20 protein-coding genes are annotated in these 19856 nt (G+C 71.0%); 16 read left to right on the top strand and 4 right to left on the bottom strand.

The annotated features are described in order from the left end of the window. Nucleotides 1–17: 17 nt before the first annotated feature. Nucleotides 18–1328 (bottom strand): CHAT domain-containing protein, encoded by a 1311-nt coding sequence (locus ABFY07_RS27065; RefSeq protein ID WP_346176989.1) that lies wholly within the window; start codon nt 1326–1328, stop codon nt 18–20. 11 nt (nt 1329–1339) lie between these two features. After that, on the bottom strand, nt 1340–1891 hold the full coding sequence (locus ABFY07_RS27070) for a hypothetical protein (RefSeq protein WP_076970865.1): 552 nt from the start codon (nt 1889–1891) through the stop codon (nt 1340–1342). Nucleotides 1892–2007: 116 nt separating this feature from the next. On the opposite strand from ABFY07_RS27070, the gene hemL reads away from it, so the two are divergent. The 7 genes from hemL (at nt 2008) to ccsB (ending at nt 9703) form a co-directional block, all read left to right on the top strand. Next, nucleotides 2008–3324: a glutamate-1-semialdehyde 2,1-aminomutase gene (gene hemL / locus ABFY07_RS27075; protein WP_346176990.1), complete on the top strand. Its 1317-nt coding sequence runs from the start codon at nt 2008–2010 to the stop codon at nt 3322–3324. A gap of 8 nt (nt 3325–3332) precedes the next feature. Beyond that, entirely contained in the window at nt 3333–4019 is a 687-nt protein-coding gene (locus ABFY07_RS27080; RefSeq protein ID WP_346176991.1) for a histidine phosphatase family protein, read from the top strand. Nucleotides 4020–4165: 146 nt separating this feature from the next. Continuing rightward, entirely contained in the window at nt 4166–5368 is a 1203-nt protein-coding gene (locus ABFY07_RS27085) for a polysaccharide deacetylase family protein (protein WP_346176992.1), read from the top strand. 77 nt (nt 5369–5445) lie between these two features. Continuing rightward, a complete protein-coding gene (locus ABFY07_RS27090; RefSeq protein WP_065962796.1) occupies nt 5446–6063 on the top strand; it encodes a TlpA family protein disulfide reductase in 618 nt (205 codons plus the stop codon). A gap of 5 nt (nt 6064–6068) precedes the next feature. Next, complete coding sequence (locus tag ABFY07_RS27095; protein ID WP_346176993.1) at nt 6069–6836, top strand: cytochrome c biogenesis CcdA family protein; 768 nt, start codon at nt 6069–6071, stop codon at nt 6834–6836. A 3-nt stretch (nt 6837–6839) separates the two neighbouring features. Continuing rightward, on the top strand, nt 6840–8621 hold the full coding sequence (gene resB, locus ABFY07_RS27100; protein WP_346176994.1) for a cytochrome c biogenesis protein ResB: 1782 nt from the start codon (nt 6840–6842) through the stop codon (nt 8619–8621). Further along, nucleotides 8618–9703, top strand: a complete 1086-nt coding sequence (gene ccsB / locus ABFY07_RS27105; RefSeq protein WP_346176995.1) for a c-type cytochrome biogenesis protein CcsB — start codon at nt 8618–8620, stop codon at nt 9701–9703. Before resB ends, ccsB begins: the two co-directional genes overlap by 4 nt. Nucleotides 9704–9793: 90 nt before the next feature. Here the strand turns inward: ccsB and ABFY07_RS27110 are convergent, their stop codons facing one another. Beyond that, nucleotides 9794–10189 carry a PLD nuclease N-terminal domain-containing protein gene (locus ABFY07_RS27110; protein ID WP_065962807.1) on the bottom strand — a complete coding sequence of 132 codons (396 nt, stop codon included), beginning with the start codon at nt 10187–10189 and terminating at the stop codon, nt 9794–9796. A gap of 85 nt (nt 10190–10274) precedes the next feature. On the opposite strand from ABFY07_RS27110, the gene ABFY07_RS27115 reads away from it, so the two are divergent. From ABFY07_RS27115 to ABFY07_RS27150, 8 genes are all read left to right on the top strand, one after another. Next, the gene (locus ABFY07_RS27115; protein ID WP_346176996.1) at nt 10275–11726 is read left to right on the top strand and encodes a menaquinone biosynthesis decarboxylase; all 1452 of its coding nucleotides are present in this window, start codon (nt 10275–10277) and stop codon (nt 11724–11726) included. After that, complete coding sequence (mqnP, locus tag ABFY07_RS27120) at nt 11723–12646, top strand: menaquinone biosynthesis prenyltransferase MqnP (RefSeq protein WP_065962809.1); 924 nt, start codon at nt 11723–11725, stop codon at nt 12644–12646. Before ABFY07_RS27115 ends, mqnP begins: the two co-directional genes overlap by 4 nt. A 62-nt stretch (nt 12647–12708) precedes the next feature. Beyond that, the gene (locus tag ABFY07_RS27125) at nt 12709–13377 is read left to right on the top strand and encodes a UbiX family flavin prenyltransferase (RefSeq protein ID WP_065962812.1); all 669 of its coding nucleotides are present in this window, start codon (nt 12709–12711) and stop codon (nt 13375–13377) included. A gap of 146 nt (nt 13378–13523) precedes the next feature. Next, nucleotides 13524–13985, top strand: coding sequence for an Lrp/AsnC family transcriptional regulator (locus tag ABFY07_RS27130; protein ID WP_346176997.1), 462 nt, complete (start codon nt 13524–13526; stop codon nt 13983–13985). Between the two features lie 58 nt (nt 13986–14043). After that, nucleotides 14044–15222 carry an aminofutalosine synthase MqnE gene (mqnE, locus tag ABFY07_RS27135; protein WP_065962874.1) on the top strand — a complete coding sequence of 393 codons (1179 nt, stop codon included), beginning with the start codon at nt 14044–14046 and terminating at the stop codon, nt 15220–15222. 96 nt (nt 15223–15318) lie between these two features. After that, nucleotides 15319–16041 (top strand): UdgX family uracil-DNA binding protein, encoded by a 723-nt coding sequence (locus ABFY07_RS27140; protein WP_346176998.1) that lies wholly within the window; start codon nt 15319–15321, stop codon nt 16039–16041. Nucleotides 16042–16083: 42 nt separating this feature from the next. Next, nucleotides 16084–16371: a DUF4229 domain-containing protein gene (locus ABFY07_RS27145; RefSeq protein WP_346176999.1), complete on the top strand. Its 288-nt coding sequence runs from the start codon at nt 16084–16086 to the stop codon at nt 16369–16371. Between the two features lie 352 nt (nt 16372–16723). Next, a complete protein-coding gene (locus ABFY07_RS27150) occupies nt 16724–18055 on the top strand; it encodes a dicarboxylate/amino acid:cation symporter (protein ID WP_425428815.1) in 1332 nt (443 codons plus the stop codon). Between the two features lie 82 nt (nt 18056–18137). On the opposite strand, the gene ABFY07_RS27155 is transcribed toward ABFY07_RS27150, so the two are convergent. After that, nucleotides 18138–18494 carry a carboxymuconolactone decarboxylase family protein gene (locus ABFY07_RS27155; protein WP_065962823.1) on the bottom strand — a complete coding sequence of 119 codons (357 nt, stop codon included), beginning with the start codon at nt 18492–18494 and terminating at the stop codon, nt 18138–18140. A 194-nt stretch (nt 18495–18688) separates the two neighbouring features. On the opposite strand from ABFY07_RS27155, the gene ABFY07_RS27160 reads away from it, so the two are divergent. Next, nucleotides 18689–19774 (top strand): NAD(P)/FAD-dependent oxidoreductase, encoded by a 1086-nt coding sequence (locus ABFY07_RS27160; RefSeq protein ID WP_346177000.1) that lies wholly within the window; start codon nt 18689–18691, stop codon nt 19772–19774. Nucleotides 19775–19856: the final 82 nt, after the last annotated feature.

Raw genomic sequence — 19856 nt, forward strand, 5'->3', positions numbered from 1 at the left:
CGCTTGTCGGGCGGGGCTCAGGGCCCGGTGTGGGTGAAGGCGGCCCACCGGCTCGGCCGGTCGGGGTCCCGGTCGCGCAGCCGCAGCACCGCTTCGGCGGCCGCCGTGGCCGACAGCTCCGGTCTGAACCTCCCCTCGCACATGAGGGAACGGAAGACCCGCTCGGCCAGTTCCGTCGCCGTGTCGGCGTCGATCGACCACAAGGCCGCCAGCACATGCCGGAATCCGGCGTAGTGCAGTCCCGCGCCCAGGGTGATCACCTCGTCGCTGAGCCCGAGTCCTCCGGAGGCCGTCATGCAGGCGGAGAGGAACCCGAAGTCGCCGTCGTAGCGGCCGCGGCTCAGCTCACCGACCGTCAGGGTCCCGTCGCTGAGCAGCAGTCCACCCCGCGACGGGTCGAACACGTCCTGCTGTCCGTGGCAGCTGAAGTGCGCCCACCGGTGGTCGGCGAGCCGCTCCAGCACCGCCTTGCGCGTCGCCTCCCGCCCCGCCAGTACGGTCAGCCGGTCGTCGCCGAAAATCTCGCGCAGCAGCTCCACTTCCGCCAGGGTCTGCGGCAGCGGTGGTTGACCCGGGACCTCGCCCACCGCCACGACCAGCAACTTCTCCGGCCTGCCAGCGGGCCCTCGGGGTGGGGCGGTGGGCGGCCGGGCGGCGTGCGCGAGGGCGCGGAGGGTGGGGGTGTAGGAGGAGACCGTCCGGTCGAGGACGCTGCGTCCGCTGCCGTCGTGATGTCCGGCGGCGTGGAGGGGGAGGAACGACAGCAGCCCGCTGGGGCACCACCAGATCCGGTGATCCTCGCGGGCCGCGGGATCGTCCGCCCTCAGCGCGCCGAGCACCGGCCCGGCCACGGTCTTCCACAGCCAGGCCAGGTCGTGCGGAAGTTTCTCGTCCAGCTCGGCCTGGGCCCGGCCGAGCGCGAGCTTGGCCTGGTGGTGGGCCTGGAAGGTGGCGGCGACCGGCCGGACCCGGGCCCGCTCCTGCGTGTGGTGGAGTAACTGCGCCGCCTCGTCGACCTGCCGCAGCCGGTCCAGGTGCGCCGCGGTGCGCTCCTGGAGTTCGTCCAGCGCGAGGGCGGGAAGCGGCACGGGGGTCGCGCCGCCGCCGGTCACCAGCAGCGCGTCGCACCGCTGCGCGGTGATGTTGATCAATACGCCGGTGCCCTCACCGACCCCCGGCGTCAGGTCCGCCAGCCGCGGCGGAGCCAGGAAGTCCGCGAACTCGGGCCCCAGCCGGCGCACGCGCTCCACCAGGTCGTCCCACTCCCGCGCCAGCGCGATCCGCCGGTCGGTCGACCGTGCCTGCCCGGAGTGGGGGTCCCCCGCCATCACACCCCGGGTCAGGGCCAGACCAGGCAGTACGGCTGATGCCCCGCCTCGTGCAGCCGGTGGGAGAAGTCCTGCCACTCGTGGAGCAGCCGGTAGACCGTGAAGGCGTCGCGCGGGCCGCCGCGGTCGGGGACGGTGGACCAGATGAACGCGGCGGCGCCCACCGCTTCCTCGCCGACGCCGCGGAGCGGGTCGACGGCCGTCATGGGGAGCTTGACCACGGCGTAGTCGGGGTGGAGGACGACGAGTTCGAGCGGGGGCACCTTGTGGAGGGGGACGCCTTCGATGCCGGTGAGGACCATCGCGGCCACCGTCTCCGGCTTGATCTTGGTGAACATGCCGTGGCCGAGCTCGTCGCCGCCGAGCTCCTCGGGGCGCATGGAGATGGGCACGCGGGCGGCGGTCGCGCCGTCGGGCGCGCCGAAGTACTTGTACGTCACCCCCATACGACCGCCCCCGCCCCTGCGTGCGCCGCCCGCGTCCTTGCGCCTATGGCGGCCGGGGCGGGCGCGCTCGGGACCTCGATCGTCGGTCCCTTCACCCAGTTCGCCACCGCGATGCATATCTCCACCCGACCACTCGCGGCACCTGCCGCGCAACCCGATCATCGTGTCAGAGACCTCCCCCGCGCCAGTCGTGTGAAACGCCCGGCGGCAGTTCTTCGTAAGCCTCTGACAACATGGCATGCGTGAGCTATCCGTACGCAGCCCCAGTTTCGCAGACGCTTTTCGACCGCGCGGCCGTCGTGACGCCCGGCGGCGTGAATTCTCCGGTGCGGGCCTTCCGCGCCGTGGGGGGTACGCCCCGTTTCATGGTGTCCGGTACCGGTCCGTACCTCACCGACGCCGACGGACGGGAGTACGTCGACCTCGTGTGCTCGTGGGGGCCGATGATCCTTGGCCACGCCCACCCCGAGGTGACGGCGGCGGTGCAGGCCGCCGTGGCGCGGGGGACCTCGTTCGGGACGCCGGGGGAGGGGGAGGTCGCGCTCGCCGAGGAGATCGTGGCCCGGGTCGACCCGGTCGACCAGGTGCGCCTGGTCTCCTCGGGCACCGAGGCGACCATGTCGGCGATCCGGCTGGCACGCGGGTTCACCGGGCGGGCCAAGGTGATCAAGTTCGCGGGCTGCTACCACGGGCACGTGGACGCGCTGCTGGCCGCGGCGGGGTCCGGGGTGGCCACCTTCGGGCTGCCGGACACGCCGGGCGTGACGGGCGCGCAGGCCGGGGACACCGTGGTGCTGCCGTACAACGACCTGGAGGCGGTGCGGGCCGCCTTCGCCGCGCACCCCGACGAGATCGCCTGTGTGATCACCGAGGCCTCGCCGGGCAACATGGGCGTGGTGCCGCCGCTGCCGGGGTTCAACGCGGGGCTGAAGGAGCTGTGCGCCGAGCACGGCGCGCTCTACATCTCCGACGAGGTCATGACCGGCTTCCGGGTCTCGAAGGCCGGGTGGTACGGGATCGACGGCGTGGAGCCGGACCTGATGACCTTCGGCAAGGTGATGGGCGGCGGCTTCCCGGCCGCCGCGTTCGGGGGGCGTGCCGAGGTCATGGCGCGGCTCGCCCCGGCCGGCCCCGTCTACCAGGCGGGCACGCTGTCCGGGAACCCGGTCGCGACCGCGGCGGGCCTGGCGCAGCTGCGGCTGCTGGACGACGCGGCGTACGAGGCGGTGGACGCGGCGTCCGCGCGGCTGCGGGCGCTGGTGACCGAGGCGCTGGCCAAGGAGGGCGTCGAGCACCGGGTGCAGGCCGCCGGAAACATGTTCTCGGTGTTCTTCACCGGCGACGAGGTCACCGACTACGAGAAGGCCAAGGCCCAGCAGGCGTTCCGGTTCACGGCCTTCTTCCACTCGATGCTGTCCCAGGGCGTCTACCTGCCGCCGTCCGCCTTCGAGTCGTGGTTCCTGTCCACGACGCACGACGAGCGGGCGCTGGAGCGGGTGGCGGAGGCTTTGCCGGGGGCGGCGCGGGCCGCCGCCGAGGCGACTGAATGATGGGGTCCATGACGAAGAGCGACAACGACATCACCGTCGTGCACGTGATGCGGCACGGCGAGGTGGAGAACCCCATGGGGGTGCTGTACGGGCGGCTGCCCGGGTACCACCTCTCGGAGCTCGGCCGCCGGATGGCCGACCGGGTCGCCGAACACCTGGCGGAGCGCGACATCACCCATGTCGTGGCCTCGCCGCTGGAGCGGGCGCAGGAGACGGCGGCGCCGATCGCCAAGGCGCACGGCCTGGAGGTGGCCACCGACCAGCGGCTGATCGAGGCGGCGAACGTCTTCCAGGGGAAGACCTTCGGCGTGGGCGACGGCGCGCTGCGCCGCCCGGCCAACTGGAAGCACCTGACCAACCCCTTCCGTCCGTCCTGGGGCGAGCCCTACATCGACCAGGTCGTGCGGATGATGGCGGCCATCGGCGTGGCGCGGGACGCCGCGCGCGGGCACGAGGCGGTGTGTGTCAGTCACCAGCTGCCGATCTGGATCGTGCGCAGTTTCGTCGAGCGGCGGCGGCTGTGGCACGATCCGCGTAAGCGGCAGTGCACCCTGGCCAGCCTGACCACCTTCACCTACTGCGGCGACAGGATCGTCTCGGTCGGATACAGCGAGCCGGCTCGCGATCTGGTCCCGGCGCATCTGCTGGCGGGTGCCAAACCGGTGAAGGGCGCCTCCAAGGGTTACGGCGCATGACCGGCGCGTAATAGTCCGGAGACAGCGCGTCGACAATCGAATTCCGTTCCGTTGATCCGGAACCTCGGTATTCGCTTCGTCATCTCACCGGGCGTCCGCGACACCTGGCGGGCGTCGGATACGGCGAAGAGCGAATTGAGGACGCGATGCGTGAGGTCAGCCGACGGGGGATTCTCGGCCTTGGAATGGGAGCGGTGGCGTCGCTGGCCGTCGCCGGCTGCTCCTCCTCGGACTCCGGCGGCACGCCCAAGCCGAGGAGGACGACGCAGGCCCGGCCGACGCCCCGGCCGATCGGCGACGGCTCGACCGCGCACGCCGGGAAGCAGCCGAACCAGCCGCCCGCGCCGGAGCGTCTTGAGCCGGGCCAGAAGCCGCCGCAGTTCGTGGTCTTCTCCTGGGACGGGGCGGGGGAGGTCGGCAACGGCCTCTTCCCGCGCTTCCGCAAGCTCGCGAAGGACCACGGCGCGGCCATGACCTTCTTCCTGTCCGGGCTGTACTGCCTGCCGGAGGGCAAGAAGAGCCTCTACCGGCCGCCGAACAACCCGGTGGGCGCCTCCGACATCGGCTATCTCACCGACGACCACGTCCGGATGACCTTGCAGAACGTGCGTGAGGCATGGCTGGAGGGCCATGAGATAGGCACCCACTTCAACGGCCACTTCTGCTCCGGGACCGGCACGGTCGCCAACTGGACGCCCGCCCAGTGGCGGTCCGAGATCGACCAGGCTGTGTCATTCGTCACAAAATGGCGCACCAACACCGGCTTCACGGACCTGGAACCGCTGCCCTTCGACTACCGCAAGGAGCTCGTCGGCGGCCGTACGCCGTGCCTGCTCGGCCAGGACAACCTGCTGCCCACCGCCCGGGAGCTGGGCTGGCGCTACGACGCCAGCTCGCCCGGCGGGCGCCAGGTGTGGCCGTCGAAGAAGCAGGGCCTGTGGGACTTCCCGCTGCAGCAGATTCCGTTTCCCGGGCACTCCTTCGAAGTGCTGTCCATGGACTACAACATGCTGGCCAACCAGTCGCGGAATTCGACGAACGCCCCGCCGGCCAACTACCCGGCCTGGCGCCGGCAGGCGGCCCAGGCGTACATATCCGGTTTCCAGCGGGCCTACGAGACCAATCGCGCCCCCTTCTTCATCGGTAATCACTTCGAGCGGTGGAACGGCGGCATTTACATGGACGCCGTCGAGGAGGCGCTGAAGCACATCGCGGACGAAAAGCGGAAGGACGTGCGGCTGGTGTCCTTCCGACAGCTCACGGACTGGATGGACGCCCAGGACCCCCAGGTCCTCGCCCATCTGCGCACCCTGGGCGTGGGGGAGTCGTGGCGCCCCGCGGCTGCCTGAGCGCTCCCTGAGCGGGGGGCCCGCGGGGGCGAGGGGGGTGCCGAAGATCCGCGAAAGGCGCATGCGAAACTTTTCACATGAGTGCCTGCCGCGCCCCTCGGCGCCTCGCGACCCGCCGTCGCGCAACCGTGCTGGCCACCGGAGCCGCGGTTGCCGCGCTGACCCTGTCCGCCTGTGGCGCGGGCGGCACGTCGGGCGGCTCCAGCGACACCAAGTTCGTCCAGGGCAAGGGCGGGGTGGACACGGTCGCCAAGGGCGACCGCAAGCACGCCCCCGAGATCACGGGCAAGACCCTCGAAGGCAAGCAGCTCGATCTCGCCGACTACAAGGGCAAGATCGTCGTGCTCAACGTCTGGGGCTCGTGGTGCACCCCCTGCCGGGCCGAGGCGCCCAACCTCGTCAAGGTCGCCAAGGACACCGAGGCCGACGGGGTGCGGTTCGTGGGGATCAACACCCGTGACTCGGACCGGGCCAACGCGATCCAGTTCGAGAAGGAATTCAAGGTCCAGTACCCGAGCCTGTACGACCCGATCGGCAAGCTCATGCTGCGCTTCCCGAAGGGCAGCCTCAACCCGCAGGCCATCCCCACGACCATCGTCCTGGACCGGCAGGGCCGGATCGCGGCGCGCGCGCTCACCCCGCTGAGCGAGGAGGCCCTGCGCAAGATGGTCGAGCCGTTGATCGCGGAGAAGTGACGCCCGTGAGCACCCTCGCCGCCGCCGTCCCCGGCGCCAACGAGACCGTCCTGACCGGGGCGCTGCTGCTGGCGCTGCCGGTCGCCGTCTTCGGCGGGCTGGTCTCCTTCTTCTCGCCCTGCGTCCTGCCGCTCGTGCCCGGCTATATGTCGTACGTCACAGGTATCACCGGTACGGATCTGGGCGCCGCCAAGCGCGGCCGGATGGTGGCCGGCGCCTCGCTCTTCGTGCTCGGCTTCACCGCCGTCTTCGTCTCCACCGGCGCCTTCTTCGGCAGCTTCGGCTGGACGCTGCAGGAGCACAAGGAGACGCTCTCCAAGGTGCTCGGGGTCGTCACGATCGTCATGGGCCTCGCCTTCATGGGGCTGCTGAAGGGCTTCGGGCAGCGGGAGTTCCGCTTTCATGTGAAGCCCGGGATGGGACTGGTGGGCGCCCCGATACTGGGCGCCCTGTTCGGCGTGGGGTGGACCCCGTGTCTGGGCCCGACGCTGACCGCCGTCAACGCCCTGGCGATCAACGAGGCCAGCGCGGGGCGCGGGGCCCTGCTGATGGTCGCCTACTGCCTCGGGCTCGGGCTGCCGTTCATCGCGGTGGCCGTGGCCTACCGGCGCGCGCTCGGCGCGTTCGCCTGGGTCAAGCGGCACTACGTCTGGGTGATGCGGATCGGCGGCGGCATGCTCGTCGCCCTCGGGGTGCTGCTCCTCACAGGTGTCTGGGACAGCATCATGGGCGACATGCAGGCATGGGCCTTGCGCTTCAACGTTGGGATCTGATCGATGGCCACCACCGATACCGACACCGCCACGGGGAGCGGCACCGAGAACGGAGCCGCCGGACCCGCCGACGCGCGCGAGCTCGGCGCGGCGGGGGCCCAGCTGTCCACCGCCCCCGCCGAGGACATCAGCGTCCCCTCCATGGGGCCGATCGGATGGGCCCGGTGGTTCTGGCGGCAGCTGACCTCGATGCGGGTCGCGCTGCTGCTGCTCTTCCTGCTGTCGCTCGGCGCGATCCCCGGCTCGCTGATCCCGCAGACCGGCATCGACCCGGTCAAGGCGGACAACTTCAAGCAGCGGCACGAGACGCTCACGCCGGTCTACGAGAAGCTGGGGCTCTTCCACGTCTACAGCTCGGTGTGGTTCTCGGCGATCTACATCCTCCTGTTCGTCTCGCTGATCGGCTGCATCGTGCCGCGCACCTGGCAGTTCGTCGGCCAGCTCCGCGGCCGCCCGCCGGGCGCCCCGCGCCGGCTGACCCGGCTGCCCGCGTACACCACCTGGCGGACCGAGACCGAGCCGGAGCAGGTGCGTGAGGCCGCCCGGCGGATCCTCAGGCGGCGCCGCTTCCGGACCCATACGGTCGGTGACGCGGTGGCCTCCGAGAAGGGCTATCTGCGCGAGGCCGGCAACCTCCTCTTCCACATCGCGCTGATCGTGATGCTGGTGGCCTTCGCCGTCGGGCAGTTGTACAAGGCCGAGGGCGGCAAGCTGATCGTCGAGGGCGACGGCTTCGCAAACAACCTGACGCAGTACGACGACTTCAAGTCGGGCACGCTCTTCGACAAGAACGACCTCGCTCCCTTCGGTTTCACGCTGGACCGCTTCACGGCGACCTACGAGCGCACCGGTCCGCAGAAGCGCACCCCCCGCACCTTCCGCGCCGATGTCACCTACTGGGAGGGCGCGGACGGCAAGGAGCACAAGACCTCGATCAAGGTCAATGAGCCCCTGGAGGTCGCCGGCTCCAAGGTCTATCTGCTGGGCCACGGCTATGCCCCGGTCGTCACGGTCCGCGACGGGCAGGGCCGGGTCGCCTACCGCGGCGCCGTGGCCTCGCTGCCGATCGACGGGGTCAACCTCACCGAGAACGTGGTCGTCAAGGTCCCGGACTACCGTGACAAGAACGGCAAGAAGGATCAGCTCGGCTTCCAGGGCCAGTTCGTGCCGACCCTCGACCTGAGCACGGGCACGATGTTCTCCCAGTTCCCGGCGCTGGACAATCCGGCGCTCATCCTGACCGCCTACCGCGGCGACCTGGGGGTGGACGGCGGGATCCCGCAGAACGTCTACCAGCTCGACACCTCCCGGATGAAGCAGTTCAAGAAGTCCGACGGGTCGCCCTTCGCGAAGGCGATGAAGGTGGGCGACACGATGAAGCTCCCCAACGGCGCCGGGACCTTGAAGTTCGAGGGCATCAAGACCTGGGCCACCTTCCAGATCTCCCACCGCCCGGGCAACGACTACGCCCTCGTGGGCGCCGTCGCCGCCCTGATCGGCCTCGCCGCCTCCCTGTTCATCCAGCGCCGCCGGGTGTGGATCCGCGCGGTGACCGGAGACGACGGCGTCACCGTGGTCGAGATGGCGGGGCTCGGCCGCAGCGAGTCCGCGAAGCTCCCCGAGGAACTCGCCGACCTCGCCGTGGCCCTCCAGTCCGAGGCCCCGCCCGCGCCGGACCCGGAACCGGACCCGGACCCCGAATCCGGCACCGCCGAAGCCGGGACCGACACCACCGGGACCGACACCGCACAACCCGCTGATCCTTCCGAAGGAGCGCGCGCGTGAACCTCGCTGCCGAAACCAACGAGAATCTGGCCCATATCAGCAATGTGCTGATCTATTCGGCCATGGCGGTCTACACCCTCGCCTTCCTCGCCCATATCGCCGAGTGGGTGTTCGGCAGCCGCAGCGCCGTCGGCCGCACCGCCGCCGCCATCACCGCCGCCCCCGCCGCCTCCGCCCCCGCCGAGGTCACCGTGCGGGCCGCCCAGGGCGGCGGCACCGCCGTCCTCGAGCGCCCCAAGATCGTCACCCGCTCCGCCGCGGGCACCCGGGACGTGCCCGACGGGCCCGGCGCCGCGGGCGGCACCGAGCAGGGCGATCTGTACGGCCGCATCGCCGTCGGCCTCACCGTGCTCGCCTTCCTGATGCACGCGGGCGCCGTCCTCACCCGCGCCCTGTCCGTACAGCGCGCCCCCTGGGGCAACATGTACGAGTTCTCCACGACCTTCGCCATGGTCGCGGTCGGCGTGTACCTCACCCTGCTCGCGCTGAAGAAGAACGTGCGCTGGCTCGGGCTCCCCCTGGTCACCACGGTCCTCCTCGACCTCGGTCTCGCTGTCTCTGTCTTGTACACCGCCAGCGCCCAGTTGGTTCCCGCCCTCCACTCGTACTGGCTGTGGATCCACGTCAGCTGCGCGATCGTCTCCGGCGCCTCCCTCTACCTCGGCGCCGTCGCCACGCTGCTCTACCTCTTCCGCGACCGGCACGAGGAGAAGCTCGCCAAGGGCGGGGAGCCCGGCCGCTTCGCGTCCGTCCTGGAGCGGCTGCCCGCGGCCGGCAGCCTGGACAAGTTCGCGTACCGCATCAACGCCACGGTCTTCCCGCTGTGGACCTTCACGATCATCGCGGGCGCGATCTGGGCCGAGGCCGCCTGGGGCCGCTACTGGGGCTGGGACCCCAAGGAGGTCTGGTCCTTCATCACCTGGGTCGCCTACGCCGCCTACCTGCACGCCCGCGCCACCGCCGGCTGGAAGGGCCGTAAGGCCGCCTACCTCGCGCTGCTCGCGTTCGCCTGCTACCTGTTCAACTACTACGGCGTCAACATGCTCATCAGCGGCAAGCACTCCTACGCCAACGTCCCCTGATAACGCCGACGGCCGAGATACCTGAAGAGGCGTACGGGCCGACCGGGTCCGTACGCCTCTTCGTGTGTCGCCGCGCGTCGCCCTTAAGGCTTACTCGTTCGTGTCCCCCGAGCCCTCGTTGTTCTTGCGGCGCAGCTCCTCCTCGCGGCGGCGCAGATCCGCCTCCCAGTCCTTGAGCAGCTCCTCGTCCTTCTTGTTCTCCTCCCGGAGGGACTTGAGGAACTCCGGGTTGTCGTCCGGCGCGACCCACTCCTGCCGGCGCCCGGCCGGGGACCCGCCCCCGCCGGCGCCCGCGAGCGCGGGCCGGTTCTTGCCGGCGACCAGCCAGGCGACCGGGCCGATCAGCACCTCGCCGAAGAGCAGCACGATGATGACCCACGCCACCTTGGGGAGGTGGCGCACTTCCTCTTCGGGGGTGTTCAGGCAGTCGATGAAGGCATAGATCCACAGTGCCAGGATGAGCAGGAAGGGCAGATACCTGAGCATGATGGCCGGTCCCCCGGGGAACGATGGTGGGCCGTGCGCGGCCCCGTGACGGGTCCAGGGTAGTGCGTGTCGGATACTGGAACGCATGGCTTATGACGATCTTCGCTCCTTTCTGCGGGCGCTCGACCGCGAGGGAGACCTCAGGCGCATCAAGGCCGAAGTCGACCCGTATCTGGAGATCGGGGAGATCGTCGACCGGGTGAACAAGTCGGGCGGTCCGGCCCTGCTCTTCGAGAACGTCAAGGGCGCGTCCATGCCGCTGGCGATGAACGTCTTCGGCACCGACCGCCGCCTCCTCAAGGCCCTCGGGCTCGGCTCGTACGAGGAGATCGGCGAGAAGATCGGCGGGCTGGTCAAGCCGGAGCTGCCGCAAGGCTTCGGCGGGCTGCGCGAGGCGTTCGGGAAGCTCGGCGCCGTGGCGCACGTGCCGCCGCGGAAGGTGAAGGACGCGCCCGTCCAGGAGGTGGTGCTCACCGGCGACGACGTCGACCTGGAGGCGCTGCCCGCGCTGTTCACCTGGCCCGAGGACGGCGGCTCCTTCTTCAACCTCGGCCTGACGCACACCAAGCACCCGGAGACCGGGGTGCGCAACCTGGGCCTGTACCGCCTGCAGCGCCACGACCGCCGCACCATCGGCATGCACTGGCAGATCCACAAGGACAGCCGCAACCACTACCAAGTGGCCGCCAGGCGGGGCGAGAAGCTGCCGGTGGCGATCGCCTTCGGCGCGCCGCCCGCCGTGACGTACGCCGCGACCGCGCCGCTGCCCGGCGACATCGACGAGTACCTCTTCGCGGGCTTCCTCCAGGGCCGGCGCGTGGACATGGTCGACTGCAAGACGGTGCCGCTGCAGGTGCCGGCGCACGCCGAGGTGGTCATCGAGGGCTGGCTGGAGCCCGGGAAGATGCTGCCCGAGGGGCCGTTCGGCGACCACACGGGCTTCTACACCCCGCAGGAGCCGTTCCCGGCGCTCACCATCGACTGTGTGACGATGCGGCAGCGCCCGCTGCTCCAGTCCATCGTTGTGGGCCGGCCGCCGACCGAGGACGGGCCGCTGGGGCGGGCGACGGAGCGGTTCTTCCTCCCCCTGCTCAAGATCATCATTCCGGACATCGTGGACTACCACCTCCCGGAGTCGGGCGGCTTCCACAACTGCGCGATCGTCTCCATCGAGAAGAAGTACCCCAAGCACGCGCAGAAGGTGATGCACGCCATCTGGGGCGCGCACATGATGTCGCTGACCAAGCTGATCGTCGTGGTCGACGCCGACTGCGACGTCCACGATCTACACGAGGTGTCCTGGCGGGCGCTCGGCAACACGGACTACGCCCGCGACCTGACGGTCGTCGAGGGCCCGGTCGACCACCTGGACCACGCCTCGTACCAGCAGTTCTGGGGCGGCAAGGCGGGCATCGACGCCACCGCGAAGTGGCCCGAGGAGGGCTACACGCGCGACGGCGGCTGGCCGCGCATGGTCGAGCCGGACCCGGACACGGCCGCGAAGGTGACCCGCCGCTGGAAGGAGTACGGGCTGTGAGCGCCGACTCCGCGACGCCGGACCTCCTCGGCCCCGAGCCCGCGCGGCCCGGCCGCGTCCGCGCCTTCCTGCGGCTGGTGATGATCGAGCACTCGGTCTTCGCGCTGCCCTTCGCCTACATCGCCTCGCTGACCGCGATGCAGCTGTGGGACGGCACGGTCCACTGGCTGCGGCTGCTGCTGGTGACCGTCGCCATGGTGGGGCTGCGCACCTTCGCGATGGCCTGCAACCGGATCATCGACCGGGAGATCGACGCCCGCAATCCGCGCACCGCGGGCCGTGAGCTGGTCACCGGCGTGGTGCCGGTGCGCTCCGCCTGGATCGGGGCGCTGGTCGCGCTCGCGGTCTTCCTCGGCGCCGCGGCGCTGCTGAACCCGCTGTGCCTGGCGCTGGCGCCGGTCGCGGTCGTCCCGATGGTGGTCTATCCGTACGGGAAGCGCTTCACGGACTTCCCGCACGCCATCCTCGGCCTCGCCCAGGCCATGGGCCCGGTCGGGGCCTGGATCGGGGTCACCGGGGAGTGGTCCTGGGACGCGGTGATCCTCGGGCTCGCGGTCGGCGTCTGGATCGGCGGCTTCGACCTGATCTACGCCTGCCAGGACGTGGCGGCCGACCGGGCCCACGGCGTCAAGTCGGTGCCGGCCCGCTTCGGTATCGCCGGGGCGCTGTACGGGGCGCGGGTCTGCCATGTCGTCACCACGCTGCTGCTCGGCTGGTACGGGCTGGCCACCGGCGCCGGGTTCTTCTTCTGGCTCGGTCTGCTGATCGTGGCGGCGGCGTTCTGGTACGAGCACTCGGTGGTGCGGCCCGGCGATCTGTCCCGGCTCAACCGGGCCTTCTTCACGGTCAACGGCTTCGTCGGGATCGCGCTGTTCTGCTGCGCGCTGCTCGACCTGCTGGTGCGGGGACTGAGCCTGTGAGACCCGCCGGTTAGGCTCGTCGTGTGGAGCCGCCGCACGAGCCGTACAGGCCGCACGTAGAAGTGAGCCGGCGCCGGCCCTGGGTGGTCGGTGTCTCCGGTGCGTCCGGGACGCCGTACGCGGCGTCCGTGCTGCGCGCGCTGCTGTCCGCGGGGGAGGCCGTGGACCTGGTGGTGAGCCGGGCCTCGCGGCTGACGCTGCTGGACGAGACGGGCATCTCCTTCCGGGACGCGCACTGGCGCGAGGACCTCGGCCGCTGGCTGGCGCGCGGCGCGGACGGCACGCCCGACGCCTTCGAGCCGGGGGTGGACGTGGCGGACGTGCGCCACTGGGCGGCCGGGGACCTGGCCGCGGGCCCGTCCTCGGGCAGCTATGACGTCAAGGGGATGCTGATCGTCCCGGCGAGCACCGCGTGTGTGGCGGGGGTGGCGCTGGGGCTGTCGAAGGACCTGCTGCAGCGCTCGGCGAGCGTGACGCTCAAGGAGCGCCGCCCGCTCGTGGTCGCGGTGCGGGAGGCGCCGCTGAGCGGTCAGACGCTCAGACACCTGGTCGCGCTGGACGAGGCGGGCGCGGTCGTGGTGCCCGCCTCGCCCGCGTTCTACGCGGGGGCGACCCACATCCAGGACCTGGTGGACTTCGTGGCGGGCCGGGTGCTGGACGCGGCGGGGGTACCGCACAAGCTCTACCGCCGCTGGGAGGGGGAACTGAGGGGTGGGACCGGGGACGCCTAGCGGACCGGACCGGGCCGCCGGCCGGTCCTACCCGCGACGCCCACAAGACCGGCAGACCCGCAAGGTTTAGAGGGTGCGATGCCCTTATGCCTTAGATTCTGCATGTAAACTTGCTGTATCTCTGAATAATGGAAGGCGCACGGCATATGGACGCGGTGGACAGGCAGCTCATCCAGGCCCTGCGGGAGAACGGGAGGGCCTCCTACGCGGAGCTCGGCCGGCTCGTCGGCCTCTCCGGGCCCAGCGTCACGGACCGGATCAACCGCCTGGAGGCGGCCGGAGTGATCACCGGCTACCGCGCGACCGTCGACGCCGCCTCCCTCGGCCTCGGGGTGACCGCCCTCATCGGCATCCAGCTCTCCGACGCCACCGACCACGAGGACGTGGCCCAGCGGCTGCGCGACCTGGCCGAGATCGAGGACTGCTGGTTCATCGCGGGCGACGACTCGTACATGCTCAAGGTGCGCGCCACGGACGTGGACGGCCTGGAGCGGACGATCCGCCGGCTGTCCGGCACCAAGGGCGTCTCCCGTACGCGTACGACGATCGTGCTGTCCACGAAGTGGGAGAACCGGGTCGGCGAACTGCCCGACGACGCCAAGGCGTAGCCTCAGGAAGGCCACTTAAGCAAAGGCCTACATAAGCTGACGTATGGGAGGCGGCCGCATGACTGCGTCTATCGACGATGCGGGTTTCAAGCGCGAACTGGAAGAGAAGGTCCGCGCCGGAGAGCGGCTGTCGCGCGAGGACGGTATCGCCCTGTACGCGTCCGACGACCTGGCCTGGCTCGGCGGGCTGGCCCACGAGGTGCGCACCCGCAAGAACGGTGACGTGGTCCACTTCAACGTCAACCGCCACCTGAACATGACCAATGTGTGCACCGCCTCGTGCGCGTACTGCTCCTTCCAGCGCAAGCCCGGCGAGAAGGACGCCTACACCATGCGCATCGAGGAGGCCGTCCGCCTCGCCAAGGCGATGGAGAACGAGAACCTCACCGAGCTGCACATCGTCAACGGCCTGCACCCGACCCTCCCCTGGCGCTACTACCCGCGCTCGCTGAAGGCGCTGAAGGAAGCCCTTCCGGAGGTGTCGCTGAAGGCCTTCACCGCCACCGAGATCCACCACTTCGAGAAGATCTCCGGACTGCCGGCCTCGGAGATCCTGGACGAGCTCATCGACGCCGGTCTGGAGTCGCTCACCGGCGGCGGCGCGGAGATCTTCGACTGGGAGGTCCGGCAGCACATCGTCGACCACCAGACCCACTGGGAGGACTGGTCGCGCATCCACCGGCTGGCGCACCAGAAGGGCCTCAAGACCCCCTGCACCATGCTCTACGGGCACATCGAGGAGCCCAGGCACCGGGTGGACCACGTGCTGCGGCTGCGCGAGCTGCAGGACGAGACCGGCGGCTTCCAGGTCTTCATCCCGCTGCGCTACCAGCACGACTTCGTGGACATGAAGGACGGCAAGATCCGCAACCGGCTGCAGGCCAGGACCACCATGGCCACCGGCGCTGAGGCGCTGAAGACCTTCGCCGTCTCGCGCCTGCTGTTCGACAACGTCCCCCATGTGAAGGTCTTCTGGGTGATGCACGGCGTACGGACCGCCCAGCTGGCGCTCAACCACGGCGCGGACGACATGGACGGCTCGGTCGTCGAGTACAAGATCACCCATGACGCCGACAACTACGGCACGCCGAACAAGCTGACCCGCGACGACCTGCTGGAGCTGATCCGGGACGCGGGCTTCCGGCCGGTGGAGCGGAACACCCGGTACGAGATCATCCGCGAGTACGACGGCCCGGACCCGGCCCGGCGCGAGGCGCCGCAGCCGATGCGCGTCTGAGCGGTCCTGCGGCTGTATGCGGCCGGCTGCCGAGGGTTGCCCGCCTGCGGCTGTCTGCGGCTGTCTGAGGCCCGCCGGGGCGGGTACCCGGGCCGCATGGCCGCAGCCCGAGGGTCCACCGGGAGGGCCGCCGCCGAGGCGGCGCGCGACCCCGAGGACGCCTACACCGCCGAGCCCTTCGTGCCGCGCGACGCCGACCTGGCCGCGCTGCGCGAGGCGGCCGCCGGGTGCCGCGGCTGCCCGCTGCACCGCGAGGCGACCCAGACGGTCTTCGGCTCCGGGGACGCGGCCGCCCGCGTGATGCTGGTCGGGGAGCAGCCCGGCGACCAGGAGGACCGGCAGGGGCGCCCGTTCGTGGGGCCCGCCGGCAAGGTGCTGATGCGGGCCCTGGACGAGGCGGGGATCGACCCGACCGAGACCTATGTCACCAACGCGGTCAAGCACTTCAAGTTCGGCCACCTCCCCGGGCGCGGCAAGCGGCGCATCCACAAGCCGCCGAGCCTGCGCGAGATGACCGCCTGCCGGCCGTGGCTGGCGGCCGAGCTGCACCTGATCGAACCCGAGGTGATCGTGGCGCTGGGCGCGACGGCCGGGAAGGCGCTGCTCGGCCCCTCCTTCCGGGTCGGCAAGCAGCGCGGGATGCTGCTGCCCTGCCCGCCGCTCGACGGCCACGGCCCGGCCCCCGAGGCGGAGCCGCGCGAGTGCGTGGTCGCCACCATCCATCCCTCCGCCGTGCTCCGCGCCGACGACCGCGAGGCCGCCTGCCAGGGGCTGGTCTCGGACCTCAGGGTCGTCGCCGAGGCGCTCGGAGGTCCGTGATTCACTGGATGGGCAGGACTTCCCAGCAGAAAGAAGACGGCCGTGTCTTTCAAGCCGAGCGCGACGTTCCGTTACACCGCCATGCGCCTGGGGATCTTCGCGGGCTGCTTCCTGGTGATGTGGGGCCTGGCGTACTCCCCGATGCTGCGCTCGGCGCTGGGCAACGCGAACCTCTTCTGGGTCGTGCTGCTCGCCCTGGTCGTCTCGGCGCCGCTGAGCTTCGTCCTGCTGCGCAAGCAGCGCGAGGAGATGGCGGTGCAGGTCGCGGAGCGGGTCGAGCGCGCCAAGGAGCGGCTCTCGGCGAACCAGAGCCAGGAGGACGTCGCCTGAGCGACGCCCGCCACCCGCTGTAAGACTCCTCACACCCGTCCGGCGCCCCGCCGGCCAGCTTCCGCTGGCCGGCGGGGCCTTGTGGTGTTCGGCCCGCTGTGTGTAAAAGCTCGCCTATGGGGAACTCAAAGTCAGAGTGTTAATGTTTTCGTCATGACGACAGCAGCCGCGCCCCGATTCCCCGCGAGCGTTCCGCTCGTGGCGCGCCTGCACATCGATCTCTGCCGCTGCCGCTCAGCGGCCTGTCGCCGCCGCTGAACCGTTCCCTGCCCAGCGGCCGGAGATCCCGTACGGACTCCTGGCTTTCCCCTGTTCTCTTCCCCCGCCGTCCCCTGCCTTCGGAGTGTGTCCGTTGTCATCCGCCCCCAAGACGTCCTCCCCGACGTCCTCCATACGCCTGCCCAAGGTGCCGTTCTGGGCGCAGATCCTGCTGGGCCTGGTGCTCGGCGTGCTGCTCGGCTGGGCCGCCCGCAGCGGTGACGTGAGCTGGCTGGTCACCACCCTCGACAAGATCGGCTCGATCTTCGTCCAGCTGCTGAAGCTCGCCGTCGCCCCGCTGGTCTTCTTCGCGATCCTCGTGTCGATCACCAACCTGCGGAACGTCAACAACGCCGCGCGCCTCGCCACCCGCACCCTCCTGTGGTTCATGGCGACCTCCCTGATCGCGGTCGCCATCGGCCTGGCCATCGGCCTGGTCACCAACCCGGGCGCGGGCACCGGCCTCACCCCGCAGGACGGCTCCAAGCCGGACCACGCCGGCTCCTGGCTGGACTTCCTCACCGGCATCGTGCCGACCGACGTCATCACGCCCTTCACCGAGCTGAACGTCCTGCAGATCGTCTTCATGGCCGCCGTCGCGGGCGTCGCCGCCCTCAAGCTCGGCGAGAAGGCGCAGCCGATCCTCACCCTCAGCCAGGCCGTCCTGGAGCTGCTCCAGAAGGCCCTGTGGTGGGTCATCCGCCTCGCCCCGCTGGGCACCCTCGGCCTCATCGGCTACGCCATCGCCGAGTACGGCTGGAACCTCATCGGCAAGTACGCGACCTTCACCGCCGACATCTACGTCGGCTGCGCCCTGGTGATGTTCGGCGTCTACCCGACGCTGCTGGCCACGGTCGCCAAGGTCAACCCGCTCAACTTCTTCAAGGGCGCCTGGCCCGCCATCCAGCTGGCCTTTGTCTCCCGCTCCTCGGTGGGCACCATGCCGGTCACCCAGAAGGTCACCGAGCGCCTCGGCGTCCCGAAGGAGTACGCCTCCTTCGCGGTGCCCTTCGGCTCCACGACGAAGATGGACGGCTGCGCCTCGATCTACCCGGCGATCGCCGCGATCTTCATCGCCCAGATCTTCGACGTGCACCTCGGCGTCGGCGACTACCTGCTGATCGCCTTCGTCTCGGTCATCGGCTCGGCCGCCACGGCCGGCCTCACCGGCGCCACCGTCATGCTGACGCTGACCCTGTCCACCCTGGGCCTCCCCCTCGAGGGCGTCGGCCTCCTCATGGCCATCGACCCGGTCCTGGACATGATGCGCACCGCGACCAACGTGGCCGGCCAGGCGCTGGTCCCGGTCCTCGTCTCGGCCCGCGAGAAGATCCTCGACCGCCAGGCCTACGACCACGCCTCGGCCTCCGCGCTCGACGACGTGGAGACCACCGACGACCGCCACGCCGTCCCCGCCGCGGCCTGACCCCACCCCGGCCCGCGCCGGACCCCACCGTCGCCCCGCCCCCGCCGCCTCCGGCGGGGGCGGGGCGATGCGTTGTGTCCGCTCAGGACTTGCTCCGGTGGCGGGCGTCGGCCTCGGCGATTGTCGCGGCTTCGGCCTCGGCCAACGCGATGGTGAAGCCGAGCGCCTTGGTGATGTGACTCGCGGCCGACATGACGCGCGCCGTGCCCACGACGGGGGCGATCGCGACGAGAACGTCTTGCAGCTGCTCGGCCGTCAGGTTGGCCTTGACCGCGGGATCGACGTGGGCGAGGTAGGAGATCCCCGGTGCGTCCATGGCGACGAGCGCGGCGAGGCGAGTGAGGATGAGCGTGCGGTCGTCCAGACCGCAGCGGTCGATGGAGTCGACTGTCATGGCGGCGAGGGTGTCGAGAACGGGCGTTTCTGACGTTGTGGCCATGTCCGTATCGCCTTCCGGTGCTGTACGTAGCCGACACGCGCCACCCGCTGACCACGGGAATCCCACGCGTTCGGCGGCTTGCTCCTTCACCGTAAAGGCCCCCTGCGGCTCACGCCCGCTGGGCTGCTCGGGTGAGCCTTGCCGGATCGGCAAGGAAAGTGGCCGTTCCGGCACGCCGGGCGCAAGGTGGGCGCATGACCGAGAACAAGGTTTCGGAAGAGTTCGATGTCGTGGTGGTCGGTGGCGGGGCGGCCGGGCTGGCGGGGGCGTTGACGCTGGCGCGGGCTCGGCGGTCCGTGCTGGTGGTCGACTCGGGGGAGCCGCGGAACGCGCCGGCCGCCGGAGCCCACGGGCTGCTGTCGCGGGACGGGGTGCCTCCGCGGGAGCTGTTGCGGATCGGCCGGGAGGAGGTGGCCGGGTACGGCGGGCGGGTCGTGTCGGACCGGGCGGTTCGCGCTCGGCGCGGGGACGGCGGCTTCGTGGTCGAGACCGGGAGCGGGCGTGGCTTCCGGGCGCGGCGGCTGCTGGTGACGACGGGGCTGGTCGATGAGTTGCCCGAGGTGCCCGGGCTGCGGGAGCGGTGGGGGCGGGATGTGCTGCACTGCCCGTACTGCCACGGCTGGGAGGTGCGCGACGCGCCGATCGGCGTGCTCGGCGGCGGTCCGCTTTCGCTGCACCAGGCGCTGCTGTTCCGGCAGTGGTCGCCTCGCGTGACGCTGTTCCTGCACACCGGGGGCGACCTGGCCGAGGAGCAGTGGGAGCGGCTGGCGGCGCGCGGGATCGCGGTGGTCGACGGCGAGGTGACCGGGCTGGCCGTCGAGGACGATCGGCTGGCCGGGGTCCGGCTGGCCTCGGGGCGCCTGGTGCCGGTGGAGGCGCTGGCGGTGGCGCCGCGGATGGTGGCCCGTAGCGAGGTCCTCTCGGGCCTCGGGCTGAGGGCGGTGGAGCATCCCCGGGGGATCGGGACGCACGTGCCCTCGGACGCGAGCGGCCTCACCGAGGTGGCCGGGGTGTGGGTGGCGGGGAACGTCACCGATCCGCTGGCCGGTGTCCCGCTCGCTCAGGCGGCCGGGGTCCAGGCCGCGATGGCGATCAACGCGGACCTGGTGGAGGCGGATACGGATGCCGCCGTGGCACGCCGCAGGGCGGTCGTCTCCGGGGGCACCGCCGGGGATGTGTTCGGGCCGGCCGAGGAGGCCGAGGTCAGTGCGCGGGTCCTGGGCGATCGCCGTCATGGTCTCGACCCGGTGGGGCGCGCCGAAGGAGCCGAGCGCCCGTAGCGGGGGCGGGGCCGGCGGCCTGGAGCGGCGGCGGGGGCCGCGGGCCCGCAGCGGCCGGCCGGGCCGGCGGTGTCGCGGCCGG

The organism is Streptomyces sparsogenes subsp. cuspidosporus, assembly GCF_039532705.1.
Lineage (GTDB): Bacteria > Actinomycetota > Actinomycetes > Streptomycetales > Streptomycetaceae > Streptomyces > Streptomyces sparsogenes.

Excerpts from the sequence above, each read along its gene's own strand:
- ABFY07_RS27155 (WP_065962823.1), bottom strand. The coding sequence starts at position 18,494 with ATGGCCACAACGTCAGAAACGCCCGTTCTCGACACCCTCGCCGCCATG.
- ABFY07_RS27115 (WP_346176996.1), top strand. The coding sequence starts at position 10,275 with ATGGCTTATGACGATCTTCGCTCCTTTCTGCGGGCGCTCGACCGCGAG.
- ABFY07_RS27110 (WP_065962807.1), bottom strand. The coding sequence starts at position 10,189 with ATGCTCAGGTATCTGCCCTTCCTGCTCATCCTGGCACTGTGGATCTAT.
- ABFY07_RS27085 (WP_346176992.1), top strand. The coding sequence starts at position 4,166 with ATGCGTGAGGTCAGCCGACGGGGGATTCTCGGCCTTGGAATGGGAGCG.
- ABFY07_RS27130 (WP_346176997.1), top strand. The coding sequence starts at position 13,524 with ATGGACGCGGTGGACAGGCAGCTCATCCAGGCCCTGCGGGAGAACGGG.
- resB (WP_346176994.1), top strand. The coding sequence starts at position 6,840 with ATGGCCACCACCGATACCGACACCGCCACGGGGAGCGGCACCGAGAAC.
- hemL (WP_346176990.1), top strand. The coding sequence starts at position 2,008 with ATGGCATGCGTGAGCTATCCGTACGCAGCCCCAGTTTCGCAGACGCTT.
- ABFY07_RS27090 (WP_065962796.1), top strand. The coding sequence starts at position 5,446 with ATGAGTGCCTGCCGCGCCCCTCGGCGCCTCGCGACCCGCCGTCGCGCA.
- ABFY07_RS27140 (WP_346176998.1), top strand. The coding sequence starts at position 15,319 with ATGGCCGCAGCCCGAGGGTCCACCGGGAGGGCCGCCGCCGAGGCGGCG.
- mqnE (WP_065962874.1), top strand. The coding sequence starts at position 14,044 with ATGACTGCGTCTATCGACGATGCGGGTTTCAAGCGCGAACTGGAAGAG.
- ABFY07_RS27070 (WP_076970865.1), bottom strand. The coding sequence starts at position 1,891 with ATGCATCGCGGTGGCGAACTGGGTGAAGGGACCGACGATCGAGGTCCC.
- ABFY07_RS27065 (WP_346176989.1), bottom strand. The coding sequence starts at position 1,328 with ATGGCGGGGGACCCCCACTCCGGGCAGGCACGGTCGACCGACCGGCGG.
- ABFY07_RS27160 (WP_346177000.1), top strand. The coding sequence starts at position 18,689 with ATGACCGAGAACAAGGTTTCGGAAGAGTTCGATGTCGTGGTGGTCGGT.
- ABFY07_RS27080 (WP_346176991.1), top strand. The coding sequence starts at position 3,333 with ATGACGAAGAGCGACAACGACATCACCGTCGTGCACGTGATGCGGCAC.